Annotated in this window: 9 protein-coding genes and 1 pseudogene; 8 read left to right on the forward strand and 2 right to left on the reverse strand. The window is 45.1% G+C overall.

Annotation, left to right across the window (positions count from 1 at the left end; all coding sequences use genetic code 11):
• Positions 1-64: 64 nt before the first annotated feature.
• Positions 65-487 carry an IS200/IS605 family transposase gene (gene tnpA / locus ACLGGO_RS01735; protein WP_446418050.1) on the reverse strand — a complete coding sequence of 141 codons (423 nt, stop codon included), beginning with the start codon at positions 485-487 and terminating at the stop codon, positions 65-67.
• Positions 488-565: 78 nt separating this feature from the next.
• Between tnpA and ACLGGO_RS01740 the strand changes: the two genes are divergently transcribed.
• The 7 genes and pseudogenes from ACLGGO_RS01740 (at position 566) to ACLGGO_RS01770 (ending at position 10,878) form a co-directional block, all read left to right on the forward strand.
• On the forward strand, positions 566-2,002 hold the full coding sequence (locus ACLGGO_RS01740) for an IS200/IS605 family accessory protein TnpB-related protein (protein ID WP_446418051.1): 1,437 nt from the start codon (positions 566-568) through the stop codon (positions 2,000-2,002).
• Between the two features lie 33 nt (positions 2,003-2,035).
• Positions 2,036-2,314, forward strand: a pseudogene (locus tag ACLGGO_RS01745) (SDR family NAD(P)-dependent oxidoreductase); the annotation flags it as partial.
• Between the two features lie 187 nt (positions 2,315-2,501).
• Entirely contained in the window at positions 2,502-3,506 is a 1,005-nt protein-coding gene (locus ACLGGO_RS01750; RefSeq protein WP_446418052.1) for a glycerophosphodiester phosphodiesterase, read from the forward strand.
• 1,154 nt (positions 3,507-4,660) lie between these two features.
• Positions 4,661-4,861, forward strand: a complete 201-nt coding sequence (locus ACLGGO_RS01755) for a hypothetical protein (protein ID WP_446418053.1) — start codon at positions 4,661-4,663, stop codon at positions 4,859-4,861.
• A gap of 134 nt (positions 4,862-4,995) precedes the next feature.
• Complete coding sequence (locus ACLGGO_RS01760) at positions 4,996-7,482, forward strand: two-partner secretion domain-containing protein (RefSeq protein ID WP_446418054.1); 2,487 nt, start codon at positions 4,996-4,998, stop codon at positions 7,480-7,482.
• Positions 7,483-7,922: 440 nt separating this feature from the next.
• Positions 7,923-9,854, forward strand: a complete 1,932-nt coding sequence (locus tag ACLGGO_RS01765) for a CHASE2 domain-containing protein (RefSeq protein WP_446418055.1) — start codon at positions 7,923-7,925, stop codon at positions 9,852-9,854.
• A gap of 160 nt (positions 9,855-10,014) precedes the next feature.
• On the forward strand, positions 10,015-10,878 hold the full coding sequence (locus ACLGGO_RS01770) for a DUF928 domain-containing protein (RefSeq protein ID WP_446418056.1): 864 nt from the start codon (positions 10,015-10,017) through the stop codon (positions 10,876-10,878).
• A gap of 156 nt (positions 10,879-11,034) precedes the next feature.
• Here ACLGGO_RS01770 and ACLGGO_RS01775 read toward each other — a convergent pair whose 3' ends face one another.
• Positions 11,035-13,641: a CHAT domain-containing protein gene (locus ACLGGO_RS01775; protein ID WP_446418057.1), complete on the reverse strand. Its 2,607-nt coding sequence runs from the start codon at positions 13,639-13,641 to the stop codon at positions 11,035-11,037.
• A gap of 321 nt (positions 13,642-13,962) precedes the next feature.
• On the opposite strand from ACLGGO_RS01775, the gene ACLGGO_RS01780 reads away from it, so the two are divergent.
• Complete coding sequence (locus ACLGGO_RS01780) at positions 13,963-15,648, forward strand: ShlB/FhaC/HecB family hemolysin secretion/activation protein (protein ID WP_446418058.1); 1,686 nt, start codon at positions 13,963-13,965, stop codon at positions 15,646-15,648.
• Positions 15,649-15,771 lie beyond the last annotated feature (123 nt).

A 15,771-nucleotide genomic window follows, 5' to 3' on the forward strand; every position in this document is an offset into this window, starting at 1 on the left:
CCCCATCTAGAATCTTTGATTTAGATGGGGGAAAGCGAAACGAAGGTAATAAGCGGCAGCATCCTTAGTCTGGTTTTTCCTGATTTTTCACATACTTTAGGAGTTTGTCTAGGGTTGCCCCGGCTCCTACTGTAATTAGGGCATAGCTACTAGCCCAAAACATAGGTTTGGGTGAGCAGTAAAACTGTTTGAGATGCTGTTCATACTCTTTTCTCATCAATCGAGATGAGACGGTTTTTAGATTGTTAACCAGCCGGGAAAGCTCAATGCTGGGGATGGTCTCAAACAAAATGTGGATATGGTCGCTTTCCCCATTAAACTCCACCAACTCGCAATCCCATTTATGTAACGTCTCTCTAAATATCTCGTTGAGCCTGTCAACCATTTCGTTGGTCAGGCTTTCGTTTCTAAATTTGGTAACAAGTACGAGATGATAAATCAACCGGAACGCTGAATTGGAGCGAGTCTTGAGCCTTGTTGTAGTCATACAGCTAATTTTGCAACTAAGTTGACAACTAAGCCATTCAATTGTAACATGATATCCATACAGGCTTAGGTCGAGGCTATGGTTAAAAAGAAGGCTAAAAAGCAATCCAAGCGGAAAAAGGCGCAAAAAGAGCCAAACATCAGAACCGATGTTTGGCAATTAGCTATGACGCAAGAACAGCGCCGATTAGCACTTCTCACCGTAGCTGAATATCGATTTTTTCTGAAGCCGTTGGTACTCATTAGCTATTGGAATTGGGGAAACTTCTCTGGGTTAAACAGTTCCGATAGAGTTAATACTTTAGAAAAGCTGATTCACAAGACAGCAAACAACCCCAACCCTAAATACTATTGGTACTTCCACAAAGCCCTCAGTAACCACCCTTCATTCCGCAAGTTTCCCAGCTACCTGAGGCGTGCTGCAATTCAGGACGCTCTGGGCATTGTGAGCAGCTTTGTTTCTCGATGGGATGCTTGGAGGAAAGGGGAACGGAGACATCGGTATCATAGGCCTCCCAAGTTGACCTCGATGTGCAACAGCTATCCAGTAATGTACAAGGGTCAGCAAATTAAGTACCATTCCAACTTCAATACAGTAGAGCTGAAAATATGGAATGGTGTTGATTGGGTTTGGATGCAAGGTGTTTCCATCAAAAAGCATGGAAAAAGTCGGCACACCAGGGAAGGAACAAGACTGTTATCCCCTTCTCTAATTGCCAACAAGCGAAGTATCCATCTTTCCATGCCTGTTGAGGTTAATCCTCAACCTTTGCCTGATTCAGATTATGTTTGTGCTATTGACATTGGCATAAACACAACAGCAACCTGCTCAATAGTTGGCAAAGACGGTACTGTAAAAGCTAGGAAATTTATCGATCCTGCTAGAGACATAGACCGGCGTGACCAACGTAAGCAGCGTATTGCTACTAAGTCCAAGCTGACTCGGAAAATCATCAACCAGAATTTGCCCAAGGGCTTCTGCCAAGGCTTATATCGAAAGTCTAAAAACATCAACAAACATATTGCTCAAACCGTTTCGAGGCAGATTGTTGAGTTTGCTCAAGAGCATCATGTCAGCGTGATTGTGTTTGAGGACTTGTCGAATTGGAAAGCTAAAGGTGGGAAGCATGGGTCTTTACAGAAACAGCGCTTCCACCAATGGTGCAAGGACAAACTGGTTGAGTTAACTATTCAGAAATTCTCCGAGTTAGGTGGAAAGGTAAACAAAGTCAACGCTAAGTACACTAGTGCTTATGCCTTTGACGGTAGCGGGAAAATTAAGCGGAGTAACAAGAAGTATTCCCAAGCTGTATTTCAGGATGGGAAGCGCTACAACGCCGACTTATCCGCTTCCTACAACATCGGTGCCAGATATTGGTATGCGGTATTAACTAATAGTAAATTTACTAGGGTCTGGGAAGGCAGAAGCATGCCCTCGAACGAAGTGAAGGGTTCCTCCCAGACGCTGCGAACGCCAGTGACGCTCAGTACCCTTTGGGGGCTGAGTAAAGCCTAGCATAAGAATCCCCAGCTAGAATTTTTAATTTAGCTGGGGTGCGTTCAAGACAACACCTCTGGTAATGCTTACGGCTACCGCATGTCTAAAGTCGCACTATCCATGGCGGGTAAATCCCTGTCGATTGATTTAAAACCTCGCCAAATTGCTGTGGCTATCCTCCATCCGGGTATGGTTAGTACAGATATGACCGATCATAATGGCATTCCTCCCCAGGAAGCAGTTCAGGGACTTTTAGCCCGAATTGATCAGCTCAACTTGGAAAATTCTGGTACGTTTTGGCACGCGCAGGGGGAAGTACTTCCTTGGTAAGCTCCGTTGAGTCGCTCCAAGAGTCGGGTTGTCGGGGTGGGTTTTACCGCTAACATTTTGCAGACAACCCCGATAGCGTCGCTCCAGTCATAGCAGTTAGTGGTGGGGAAGACGTAGAGAGGTTCCGGCGGAACGTCTTAGTATTGAGTCAGGGGATAATCCATACAATAACGGACATAATATAAGGATGCGATCGCGTGACAAAATTTCCCGTCCTTTGGTGATTGCTCACCGAGGCGCAAGTGGCTATCGTCCCGAACATACCCTCGCTGCTTATGAATTAGCGATTCAGATGGGGGCGGATTACATTGAACCCGATTTTGTGATGACACAGGATGGGGTATTGGTAGCGCGTCACGAGAACGAAATTTCGGGTACTACCGATGTGACGACTCGTCCAGAATTTCGCGATCGCCAAACCACTAAAATGATTGATGGGCAAACTATCAGCGGTTGGTTTACTGAAGACTTTACTCTCGCCGAACTAAAAACCCTAGGAGTCAAAGAACGATTACCTCACCTGCGTTCGACAGAATTTGATGGCTTGTTTGATATTCCTACCCTGGTAGAAATTCTGGAACTCCTCCAACGCCAAAATGCTGCAACTGGACACAGGATTGGCATTTACCCAGAAACTAAGCATCCCACCTACTTTAACGCGATCGGACTCTCGCTAGAAGAACCATTGGTAGAAATCCTCAACCAGTACGGTTGGTGCGATCGCAACTCTCCTGTGTTCATTCAATCCTTTGAAACGGCGAACTTGAAAGCGCTCAAGCAAATCACCGATGTATCCTTGGTACAGTTAGTGAATGACATCGGTCAACCCTACGATTTTATTGCTCATCCTCAACACCATGACAGTAGCAATCGGACGTATCGAGATCTGGTAACGCCTCAGGGGTTAAGGGAAATTGCTGATTATGCAGATGCGATCGGGATTAACAAACGTCTGATTGTACCCACAGGAGCGGATGGTTACTTGTTACCCCCCACCTCGTTACTCGATGACGCTCATGCTCAGGGTTTGCAGGTTCATGGCTGGACATTCCGCAATGAAGAGGTTTTTCTCGCCCCAGACTATCAAGGTAATCCTGAATTGGAGTATCAGCAATTCTATCGCCTGGGAATTGACGCACTATTCAGTGACTTCCCCGACACAGCGCTTCAGGTTTCTCGATCATCGGTGTAAGTTCGTAGCCTGCTACGTCTGTCATAAACGGAAAATTGAGAAAAATTAGAGTTTTTTAACCTGACTTACAAAAGTACATAAGTACTACAATGCAGCTAAAACTATTGCGAGATTTGGATTATAGCGATTTAAGAGAGAAGCTTACTGGGTAAACCGTCTCCTGAGATAGCGGAACATCTTGTTTGATGAGAAGGGCTTGATTTACCTTTCACAAAATTTTCACGATTGAGATTTTTAATGGTGGATGTAAGTTCGAGGTAAGCTTGTCGCTCAATAAATACGATGGGGTTGAGTTTATTTACGCCAAAAACGGACTTAAAGCAAGATTTGTGGCAATTGCCCATTACGCCGATAGGAAGGGTATGTCTGGAACAACCTGCCAGGAAAAGGGATCTATCTTTAGGAGACCGAGTAAAAATACTTACTGACGACCCAGCTTTTATGAAAGTGAAGCTAAAGAATATGAACAACTCTATAGTAACTTTGATGTTACGAATTATTGAGTCACACTTCTTAACATAAGCAAATCTTACATTACAATTCTTAGCATAGACTAGCTTGGTTAAAAAACTCTGACGAGAGAATAAAAGTCACCCCTTCTATCATCAGGGTTTCACTGTGGCAACTCCCAGAGAGAGAATCAATAGCACCCACTTTGAGGGAAAGGGAAAGTCACCCTCCGGATCAACGAATAATTTAACCTGATTCAACTGATAGTCAGAACTTAAACACCACTAAACCTAGGACGTATTTCAAGTGTATTTCGGTTCAACTATAGTCATAGTGGGTAATCTACAGTTTTGTGTATTACGTTTACTTTACTCAAACCTAGTAACTTCGGTGTATCCCTTAACCCGGAACTTCTGTGAAGAAAACTTAAAGCATAAGACGTACTTATTAAGGGTGTATAAACTCTCAATGAAGCTTTGGTAAAGATCCTTGATCTGGGATTTTATCTTGCTATAGTTTAATTATAGAGCAGTGGCAAAAAAAGATTTCTCTCAAACTTCTACTAATCGGGTGTGCCACTAACAGGTTAAATCAACAACTGAAGAAAAAGTCTCTGATAAGAGCAGTTTATCTCTCAAAATTTTCGGGCTAGGTGAATCAGCACCAAGCTCACAGGTTCGTACATCTACACGGAGAAAGGAAAAATGAAACTCGTTGCATCTACCGCGATCGCTCTCAGCTTAACATTTTCTACTCAAGTTGGCGCAGCTCCTGTTACTGCAAATTCCACCATGGAGAATAGGGTCAGGCAAGACCAGCCTGTGAGTCCTCAACAGCAGATAGAGGATGCGACAAAATCTAATTTAAATTTGAGAGCTGTGTGTGCTTTCTTTCCTTGTCCGTGAAGGCAAATATCAAAGTGACAAAAGTATTTCAGGCAAGCGACAAGATAGTTGACCTACAAGTTTGTCAAAAGCTCGGATCTTCAACCTTGATAGAAAGTTGTTAAACTTATGCTATTAAGGTAGGAGATGCTTGTATGATACGACACTGGTCTATATTCTGCACAGTTCAAGCTATTTCTCTGTTTGTACTAAGTCCCCTTACTTTGGTTCAAGCCCAAATTACTCCCGATGGAACATTATCAACAAATGTTAAGACTTCTGACCAATTAAATTTCACCATTACAGGAGATAGTAAAGTTGGTGGAAATCTCTTCCATAGCTTTGATCAGTTTTCCATACCAACTAATGGATCAGCTATCTTCAACAACGGTTTGGATATCCAGAATATCATCAACCGTGTGACGGGTGGCTCAATTTCCAATATTGATGGTTTAATCAGAGCTAATGGTACTGCCAATGTATTTATTCTCAATCCAAATGGCATTATTTTCGGTTCTAATGCTGCACTGGACATTGGTGGTTCCTTTATAGCAAGTACAGCCCATAGCCTGAAATTTGATGATGGCATAGAGTTCAGTGCGAGAGATCGTTCAACCTCACCACGACTGACCATGAGTATTCCAGTAGGTTTGCAATTTGGAAACTCAGTGGGAAGTATTATCAATCGCTCTCAAGCCAGTCCAAATGGAGCAACTAATGCTCTGGCAGAGCCAGCAGGTTTGCAAGTCCAACTCGGTAAAACCTTGGCTCTCATTGGTGGAGAAGTCTTGTTGGAGGGAGGTAATTTGACTGCACCAGGAGGGAGGGTTGAGTTAGGAAGTGTTGCCATCAATAATTTTGTCAACCTGAAATTTATTAACCAGACTTTAACTCTAAGCTACAACGAGGTGCAAAATTTTCAAGATATTCACCTCTCCCAAGCTTCAATAATTGATGTTACTCAAATCATTCCTTTTGCTAACATTGGCAGTGGTGATGTTCAGGTACAAGGTAACCATATCACCCTTACTGATGGCTCCCAAATTTCTTCGATAACGGTCGGGTCAGTATCCGCCGGAACTATTAATGTAATTGCCTCAGACTCCTTAGAACTCCTTGGAACTTCAGAAGAGGGGTTTTCCAGTAATTTAGATACTCGCACATTTAGTGATGGCAAGGCGGGGGACTTGAGGATTACAACTGAACGATTAATCATTAAAGATGGAGCTGGAGTATCTACAAGTTCTACGTTTTTCTCTCCAATACAGACCCCTAGCTCTGTTAAGGGTCAAAGTGGCAACGTAAGAATCACGGCATCAGAGTCGGTAGAAATAATAGGCAGTTCTCCTCAAGGGGGAGCAAGTGCAGTAACAGTGGCAACGGATACTGCGGGAAATGCTGGAATCCTAGAGATTAATACCCAACAGTTGATTATTCGAGCTGGGGGACAGGTATCTGCGGCGACCGTTGCTGCTGGTCAGGGAGGAACTTTAGTTGTAAACGCTTCCGATTCTGTGGAAATTAGCGGCATCGGTATTGATAAAAACGGTCAAGTTATTTCTAGTACCTTAGAAACGGATAGCTTAGGAACAGGGAATGCAGGAAATTTAGCCATTACCACTAATAACTTGAGAATTCAAGATGGAGGAAAAATATCAGCGGTGACCTCCGGTACTGGTCAAGGTGGAACTTTAACGGTAAGCGCATCAGATACTGTCGAAGTTATTGGTCAGGGTTTAGGAGGAGATGGTCGGGTTATTCCTAGCCGATTAGAAGTTTCCAGCGAAGGAACAGGTGATGCGGGAAATTTAGAGATTGCAACCAATAACTTAAGACTCCGAGATGGAGCGGAAATCAGGGCTACTTCAACTCAAGCAGGGGGAGGTAACATTGACATCACGGCTGAGGATATTCGTCTACGCGACGGTAGCTTGATTAGTGCCAGCGTTTTTAGGAGTATTGGCGGCGGCGGTAATATTACAATTAACTCCGATGTTTTTATCGCTCTAGAAGATAGTGACATTCTGGCAAATGCCTTTGATGGCAGGGGAGGTAATATTGAGATTGTCTCTCCCGTGTTTCTGGCAGACCTTTTCTCCAGTGGTCAAGCAACAGCCGTAGGTCGCAACCCAGGCTCCTTTGAACCATTTCGCGGGAATGAGCGAGTGGATATTTCAGTAGAGGCATTGGGTACGAGTTCCACGGCGACGTCTGGTAGCTTATCAGTATCTTCTCTGAGCTTGGATCAAAATTCTATCTCGTCCCTATCCACTACTTTTGTCCCTCCAGAGCAAGTAATTGCCGATAGTTGCCTTACCCATCGCAATAAAGAGCAAGGAAGCTTTATCGTGACAGGTACGGGTGGTTTACCCAATACCCCCTATGATCCACTACAGGGTCGCTATACTGTCACTCAGGTTCAGGGAATTACTGGCGATGGGGGACAACAAGCAACGACGCCAAGGGTCAATTCCCCATCCTCAACCCCCAGTTTCTGGAAACCCGGTGACCCAATTCAAGAAGCTCGCGGTATGATGGTAACGTCTGATGGACGTATCATAGTGGGTACTGCTCCTGAACTGGTGGCGATGATTAACACTGATGATTTAATCTGCTATCAGGCGGCATCACCAGAAGAATAGCGAGTCCCCTAATAGCAGTTGGTAGAGACGTAAGGCGTGGAACGTCTCTACAAGAGGGATAAGTGTGTAGTTTTTGTTACGGTTTTTTGGGAATTAGGGGATCGATTTCGATTACATCGACTGGTGTTCTATAGCAGTTCGCTCTCGCTCCCGTTACAGTACAAGTGATCTAAAAGCATCCTGATCATCAGGAATAATTATTCCAAAACAGTATTTATCGAGGGCGAATTTAAAGTTTCAATAATAATTTATTCCTTAAAACCTAATTTTTCGGTTCCAATTACTTCACCCTTGAATAAGGTAAAGTGAAAGAGCTAGTGCAGCGCCGCTTCAAACATCTACCCGTTAACAATAGGCGAAAAAGCAGATACCCTAAACCAGTGCAGCCATCTGCCTTTTTGTACTAGCCTTCTAACCATCAAGGAGCGCTGATACATAGGATGTGGAAAGAACTGAGACAAAAAATTTGGGCAGGGCGAGGTGTCTGGACTGTTGCTCCTGGTGTAGCTGGACTCGTTATTTTATTACGGCTGCTCGGCTTTTTACAGCCTTGGGAATGGGCAGCTCTTGACCAATACTTTCGTTGGCGTCCTCAAGAACCTGTTGATGAACGAATTCTGATTGTGGGAATTAGTGAGGCGGATCTAAAAAAGGTTGGACAGTGGCCCATTCCTGATTCTGTCCTGGCTAAACTCCTCAAAACCATAAAAGGTCAAAACCCCAGAGTGATTGGTCTTGACCTTTATCGAGATTTACCTGTTTTGCCCGGTCAGAACGAATTAGTCAATGTTTTTGAAACAACTCCCAATTTAATCGGGATAGAAAAAATTAATCAGCAAGATCCTAACGCCAGTGTAGCTCCCCCACCGATGTTAGACCAAAAAGGACAAGTGGGGTTTAATAACGTGGTGGTCGATGCAGATGGCAAGCTGCGTCGAGGGTTGCTTTATATGGTTAAAAACGATCAACCCACTGTCTCGTTTAGCATGAGACTGGCGTTGATGTATTTAGAAGCGCAAAATATCATAGCTCAACCGTCACAAACGAATCCCCAAATTTTTCATTTAGGGAAGGGAACATTTCAACCTTTTTCAGCGAATGACGGCGGTTATGTTAGCGCAGATGACGGGGGTTACCAGATTTTGCTAAACTATAGGGGTCCGGCGCGTACCTTTTCCAGGGTGTCATTGACAGAGGTACTCGAAGATCGGATACCACCAGACTTAATGCGCGATCGCCTCGTTTTAATTGGGGCAACGGCAACTAGCCTGAATGATTTCTTCTACACCCCTTATAGTGGTGATAAAATTGCCACCCAAGAGCGCACACCTGGGATAGAAGCTCAGGCTAACATAATTAGTCAATTGCTCAGTTCAGCCTTAGACGGACGTTCTGGACTCAAAACTTGGTCCGAACCCATCGAAGTGGTCTGGATTTTCCTCTGGTCTTTAACGGGTGCAACCCTGTGTTGGGTTTTGCGAGATGCTGGAGGTTTGGCTAAATTACTGCCGCGTTGGACACTAATCAGCCTTTTGTTTGCGCTGGCAGGTTTGGTGGGGAGCAGCTACTTAGCCTTTATCATCAGCAGTTGGTGGATTCCTGTAATTCCTCCCGCCTTGGCTTTATTGGGTGCCGCTACAGCAACTACGGGGTACATCGCCAACTTCGAGCGTGAAGAGCGACACACTGTTATGAATTTATTCGGTCGCCATGTAACGAAGCAAATCGCCGAAGCAATTTGGCGCGATCGCGAACAACTTCTCAAAGAAGGACGTCTACGTGGTCAGAAAATGACTGCCACGGTTCTGTTCTCAGACCTGAAAGGGTTTAGTACAGTAGCAGAAAATATGGGTTCGGAAGTGCTTATGGCTTGGCTGAACCAATATATGGATGCTATGGCTGGGACGGTGCTAGACCATGGCGGTGTTGTGGATAAGTTTATCGGAGATGCGGTGATGGCTGTGTTTGGCGTGCCGATTAAACGCACGACATCCGAGGAAATTGCTCAAGATGCTATAGCCGCCGTCAGCTGTGCTTTAGCCATGGCACAGAAACTGCAAACCCTCAATCAAGAGTGGCAACGTCAAGGCTATCCCCAAACAGCGATGCGCGTGGGAATTGCTACAGGAGATGTCGTCACAGGTAGCTTGGGAAACTCTCAAAGGCTCGACTATACCACCCTAGGAGATAGCGTGAATGTCGCGGCTCGATTAGAAAGTTACGATAAAACTCTAGATGGGGGAATTTGCCGGATTTTAATCAATGAAGAAACCTATCAGCATCTGCAAAATCAATTCCCCACGAAACAGATCGGTCAGGTTAGACTCAAAGGGCGCGAACAGTTAACCGCAGTTTATCAAATTTTGCTGTAGTTGTTCAAAATGCCCTGTATAATGATTTAGATTTTGCCAGCAAAGAGCGCTATTGAGTCTAAAATTCTTCAGGCAAAATTTTTCAAAAGCTAGAGAGAGTAGGTGCATCACATCCAAACCCTTTGTAAAAAGACCCTTATGAAACGAAGGACTTAACCTCATGAACACTACTCGGCAAAAACTAGTAACGATCATTGCCGGGACAGCTTCAATTCTTTCCCTGCAAATGTTCGGCTTTTTAGATCTACCTGAACCCCTGATTTTTCAGTCGTCAAAAAAATTAGAAGTTCTGACCTCGACCTGGAAAGATCTACCCGCCAATGCGGAGTTAAAATCAACGTCAACCAATCGTGCGTCTAAACAATATATACCACCCGTGGCAAGTAATCCACGGCGGACGATTGGGTCGGGTTCACGCGGCTGTAGCCAATCGTTAACCAACGATTTAGTTACGTTATTGATCCCATCGGAGGATTATGCTGGACAAACCACATCGGGTCATCCTACCTTTTTCTGGCACTTATCACAGCCTGTCTCTGTACCCATGCGGTTTGCTCTAGTGGAACCTGGAGTTCCTGAACCGCTATTTGAGAAACAGATTGACTCTCCCCAGATGGGAATGATGCAGTTGCAACTTCCCAAAGACCGACCTGAACTGCAAACCGGACGAACCTATAAATGGTCAGTAACTCTGATCTGTAATACCAAGCGTCCGTCAGCCAATCCCGTATTTATTAGCTGGATTGAGCGTGTACGCACACCAGGGGTTTTAGAACAACAACTGCCATCGACTCCTCCTACCAAGAGCAATGTGCCAACACAGGTGTGGCGCGATCGCGCTTGGAGCTATGCTGAATCTGGGCTTTGGTACGATGCCTTAGCGGCGATGTCCAAAGTTCCAACAGCTAATTCCCATGAGTTAGCCACCAACGATGATTTTCTGGCACTGCTTGAGCAAGTTGGTTTAACTCAAGTGACGCAGCAAGAACGGCTCAATGTTGCCACAAGACTATCAACATTCTAGTGGACAGCCCACTAGCTTCGAGTAGGTCTTATGTAACGGAAAGCGGGTAGAGCGTGAACATTCGTGCAATAACGGGAGTAGGGATAAATGGTATATCCCTACTCCCTCTTTTGAGTTTTGAGTTTTAACTGTTCACTTCGATTGAGCAAGCCCTAACTAATTCCAATTCCCAATCAGAATAAACGGCGACCAAACCGCAGGATGATTATAGTTGACATTAGAGATCATCTGAAGCTGCGCCTGTCTTAACGCTTCTGCCCGGGTGATGTCAGGTTGGCTCAGTTGGCTATAAAATTCGGCAATCAGCGGAACAGTCGCTTCATCATTGATATACCACAGCGTCGCTAAAGCACTCTCGACACCCGCTCGAACAGCGACACCCGCAATTCCTAAGGCTGAGCGATTGTTACCCGTCGCCGTTTGGCAAGCACTCAAGGTGAGGAGTTTCACCGCTTCTCGACGACCGCGAGAACGCAATAAATTGTCGAGTTCTTCAATACTAATTTGTTGATCATAACCCAGTAGAAATGTACTCTGGGAATCGACACCAAATTTGCCATGGGTTGCCATGTGAACAACGGGAAAATTTTTGCGTCGTAGTTTTGCTTGCAAGTTCGAGAATGTAAATTCCTGATCAATTAACTCAGTCCCGCCTAATATTTCTTCGACCGCATTTAGCTCAGCTTTTACATTCGTGAGGGCGGAAAAGGGAGGTCTAGCAACCGTTAAACCCATACTCAACACACTTAAGTGATTGTGATCTAACGGTTGACTCGTAGTCAATGACAGACTGGGGGTAATCGCAATGGGATACTTCTCAATCAAAAACTTTTGACCATCATGCAGCGCACTCATGGGTATCTGACGCAAGACGCCATCGTTGATGAAGACTAACGTCTTGGGTTGCATGAGAGCTAAATCAGCTTCCAGAGGACGAATCAGCAGATTATAAATTTCTTTTGCTTGGAAGATATATTGCTCTGTGGTTCGCAGTTCGAGAAAGTAGCGTAGCTGCTCAATCTCGGCTTCCATATCTTCCTTACTGATGGGGACAGGATAGTTTTTCAGGGAACCATCGGGCGAGCGCAGGATCATTTCGGCGCGATCGTTCAAAATGATCGAGTAGATGACAGCCGCATTGGCATCGGCTAATCCTTTCTCATTTTGGGCTTTGTCTTTCGCTACTTGCACACATTCATCGCCGAAAAAGTTTTCCAACTCTGCTAGTTTGAGCAGTTCGACGATATCGATGACTTTTTTCAGGGGTGAGGCTGCTACCTGGGAATTAGGATCGCTCAAATCGCCACTAGAAGCATTCAGGAGCAAATCAATCAATTCCCGATAAACGGGTTCAACCTGTTCCCGGAAATCCAGTTGTAACTCTTTATTCGTGACTAAATCACCGCGAATGTTTTGCAGCGTCACGATTGCTTGTTCATAAGCGGAAATGGCTTGAGTGGTGGCTCCTCTAGCTTTCAGCATCCGCCCTGCTTGCCATTGCCAGCGATACAAACTATCGGATGATTGAATTTGCTGGGCTCTAAATTCCGCTTGGCGAGTCAACTCCATCGCCGTGCTGTAGTCTCCGGCTGATTCATACAATTGTCCTAAGCTCCCTAGGGCAAAGGATTGAGCTTTAGCATCGCCAATCTTTTGAGCAACCATCATGGCTTGGCTCAAAAGCTGGATCGACTCCTGTGTCGAAGCCTCTGATTCGATACGTTGAAAACTCTCTGCTAGGTTAATCAACGTATAGGCTTTCTGTCGCGAATCGGGTATTCTGACTAGGAGTTCTCTGACTCGTTGCCAATTCGTCTGGAGAAATTCTTGATCAGCACTACTCAATGGTTGGGCTGAATTATTACCAACATTGACTAGATGACGACTAATCACCCAGCGATTTAAATTCATTAAGGCTTTAATTTCGGTCAAACTCTCTAAGGCTTGAGCCGTTTGTAGACTTTGCTCAAAAAATGTTCTTGCTTGGGTCCAATCCTGAATCGCTTCTTGGGTTAAGCGCGTTGTCTGTTCAATATCTCCTTCTAACTCAGCCACCTGCGCCTGATAACTATACCGGGTGGCTTGGCTCATGTAAACATTCCCCAAGTTATTCAAAGCTGTGGCGATAAAGCTGGTATTATTCAATTCGCGGGCAATTTTTAGGCTACGTTTGTGGGCAGACAGCGCCTGATCATAGTTTCCCAAACTCCAGTGAGCATTGCCTAAAGCGCCCTGAGCGGCTGCTTGCGTTAAGGGATCTGGGTATTTAGTGGTGAGTTCAATGGCTGACTCTAAGAGAGTAATCGCTCGCGGATGCTGTCCTAAATCATTGTAGGTTTGGGCTTGTTCAGTTAATAGCCCCGCGATCTGTTTGCGGTTTTCTGCATCGGGCAAAGCCTGGTAAATTTGGATCGCCTTTTCCCAGTGCGCGATCGCCTGAGCTAGTTCCCCCATTTGCCGATAGGCTAAAGCTAGGTTATTGTGAACAATTGCTCTATCTTTTTCGTCGGTGATTTGAGGTAGGGCTTGTTCCCAAAAGGTAATGGCTTGGGCAAATTCTCCGATTTGATAGGATTCAATTCCCTTGGACACGAGCTGTTTTTCAGCAGTTGGTGTGAGCAATTGCTGCTGTTGAATTTCTGTTGCGGATTCGGCTTGCCCAGTGGACCAGGGATGAAAGCTGATACAAAAGACAAGGCTGGCTAAGGATAATCCAATAAATCGACGCCAAAGCTGCCAACCGTGGGACATTTTTCGGAACAACGATAACGATTAACTCTATTTTAGGAAATTTCCACCGGAACTGGGTGGTCTAAATTTGAGAATCTCAGGATTTCTCAACGTGCAAAAACAGGGGACAATTAGTCTTCGCAAGCTGCTACTATATTGTATTTCTTCCGGTAACTGATGATAAAAGCAGAACAAGAAATAAAAGAATATTACTTAGCATGAAGGCAATGGGGTATGAATTATTTTTTTGGGCAACTAGACGCTTAAAACAGTCCGGGGTTTCTCTGCATCCTTGTCAACCGATGACCTTTGCGCTACGGTTTCATGTTTAAACGGTTTCTTTGGGCTTTAAATATGCTGTACTTGAGCTGGAGTTGTACCGCCCTAGCTCAAGACTTGCCATCGATGAGTCAAACTAATCCGGATATTCCACCGGGTATCCTGGAACCCACCCGTCCCACTCTGCCTTCTTTACCGACGACGCCCCCACAGACGCCCCCATCACTTCCCCCACTCACACCCACTCCGGAAATTAACCCAACATCTATACCAGATTTAGATATAAATGTCAAGATAAAACGAGTGGAGGTATTAGGGAGTACGGTTTTTTCTGGGACTCAATTACAAGCCGTTGTTGCGCCTTTTATTGGTCAAAATGCTTCCTTTGAAGAATTATTAGCGATTCGCACGGCGATTACCCGGTTATATACGGATAATGGCTACACCACCTCTGGTGCTTTTTTGCCGTCTCAGGATATTACTGATGGTGTGGTGAGTATTCAGGTGGTTGAAGGTAGTATTGAACGGATTGATATTCAAGGATTGGAACGTTTGCAGGAGGATTATGTGCGATCGCGGATTCAGTTGGCGGCTCAAACCCCGGTGAATCTTCGTCGCTTGGAAGAAGCACTGCAACTGCTGCAACTTGATCCGGTACTCGATCAAATTCAAGCGGAGTTATCGGCGGGAACGATAGCAGGTACGAGTGTCTTAACCCTACAGCTAGAAGAGGCAAAACCTTGGACAAGTGCTGTGACTATAGAAAATCGAGACTCTCCCAGTGTCGGTTCCCTAGGGGGGACAGTGAGAGTAGAGAATCGGAATCTGTTGGGATTAGGCGATCGCTTGAGTGCAGACTATAGCATAACTGAAGGTGTTGATCAGTATGGTCTTAGCTATGAAATCCCCTTAAATCCCAGGGATGGTAAGTTAAGGCTCAGCTATAACCATAGCGATAGTGAAATTGTCGAAGATCCGTTTTCAGTCTTAGACATTAACTCCCACTCGGAAACCTTTTCAGTTGGGTTTCGCCAACCGATTGTCCACAAGCCGACGAGTGACTTTGCCCTTTCCTTGTCCCTGGATTTGCGTCAAAGTCAAACTTTTGTCCTTGAGGATATCCCATTTTCCTTTTCCCTCGGACCTGAAGATGGGGAATCGAAAGTAACCGTATTGCGGTTTAGCCAAGACTGGGTAAATCGTTCAACGGATCGCGTCTTAGCCGCGCGATCGCAGTTTAGTTTTGGTTTAGATGCTTTTGATGCCACAATCAATGATACGGGAATTGATGGGCGTTTTATGAGTTGGGTGGGACAGTTTCAGTGGGTGCAGGCTTTAGGCGCTGATAGTATCATTATCGCTCGCGCTGGAGCGCAACTATCGAATGATTCTCTCTTACCTCTAGAACAGTTCAGTATTGGTGGAATTGATACCGTGCGCGGCTATCGCCAAAATCAACGTGTGGCTGACAATGGAATTATTGGTTCCGTGGAAGTTCGTTTACCGATTATCCGCCAACCGGAGGGGATTGGGACTGTCCAAATCGCTCCTTTTTTTGATATTGGCACAGTTTGGAACCACGAGGATGAAGTTACGAGTCCTAACACCTTAACCAGTATTGGGTTAGGACTTTTGTGGCAACGAGATCCGTCTTGGTCCGCGCAACTGTATTGGGGGATTCCCCTGAATAGTGTTGAGGATGAAGGAGGTTCTCTGCAAGACAATGGGATTACCTTTTCCATTCTTTTTCGACCCTTTTAGGCGATTTTAAACCATCTTCTCTGGAAATTCTTGAGTAAAGGGCGACCCGATACAATGGAGTGGATGAGTGGTGTTCATTGATGCAGGCGGGTCGCCCCTACAGTATATTGATCATTATCTCCC

The sequence above is a fragment of the Coleofasciculus sp. genome (genome assembly GCF_046565525.1).
Taxonomy (GTDB): Bacteria; Cyanobacteriota; Cyanobacteriia; order Cyanobacteriales; family Coleofasciculaceae; genus Coleofasciculus.

What these genes read in the sequence shown, in the direction of transcription:
- tnpA (WP_446418050.1), bottom strand. Translation starts at nt 487, where the DNA reads ATGACTACAACAAGGCTCAAGACTCGCTCCAATTCAGCGTTCCGGTTG.
- ACLGGO_RS01740 (WP_446418051.1), top strand. Translation starts at nt 566, where the DNA reads ATGGTTAAAAAGAAGGCTAAAAAGCAATCCAAGCGGAAAAAGGCGCAA.
- ACLGGO_RS01750 (WP_446418052.1), top strand. Translation starts at nt 2,502, where the DNA reads ATGCGATCGCGTGACAAAATTTCCCGTCCTTTGGTGATTGCTCACCGA.
- ACLGGO_RS01755 (WP_446418053.1), top strand. Translation starts at nt 4,661, where the DNA reads ATGAAACTCGTTGCATCTACCGCGATCGCTCTCAGCTTAACATTTTCT.
- ACLGGO_RS01760 (WP_446418054.1), top strand. Translation starts at nt 4,996, where the DNA reads ATGATACGACACTGGTCTATATTCTGCACAGTTCAAGCTATTTCTCTG.
- ACLGGO_RS01765 (WP_446418055.1), top strand. Translation starts at nt 7,923, where the DNA reads ATGTGGAAAGAACTGAGACAAAAAATTTGGGCAGGGCGAGGTGTCTGG.
- ACLGGO_RS01770 (WP_446418056.1), top strand. Translation starts at nt 10,015, where the DNA reads ATGAACACTACTCGGCAAAAACTAGTAACGATCATTGCCGGGACAGCT.
- ACLGGO_RS01780 (WP_446418058.1), top strand. Translation starts at nt 13,963, where the DNA reads ATGCTGTACTTGAGCTGGAGTTGTACCGCCCTAGCTCAAGACTTGCCA.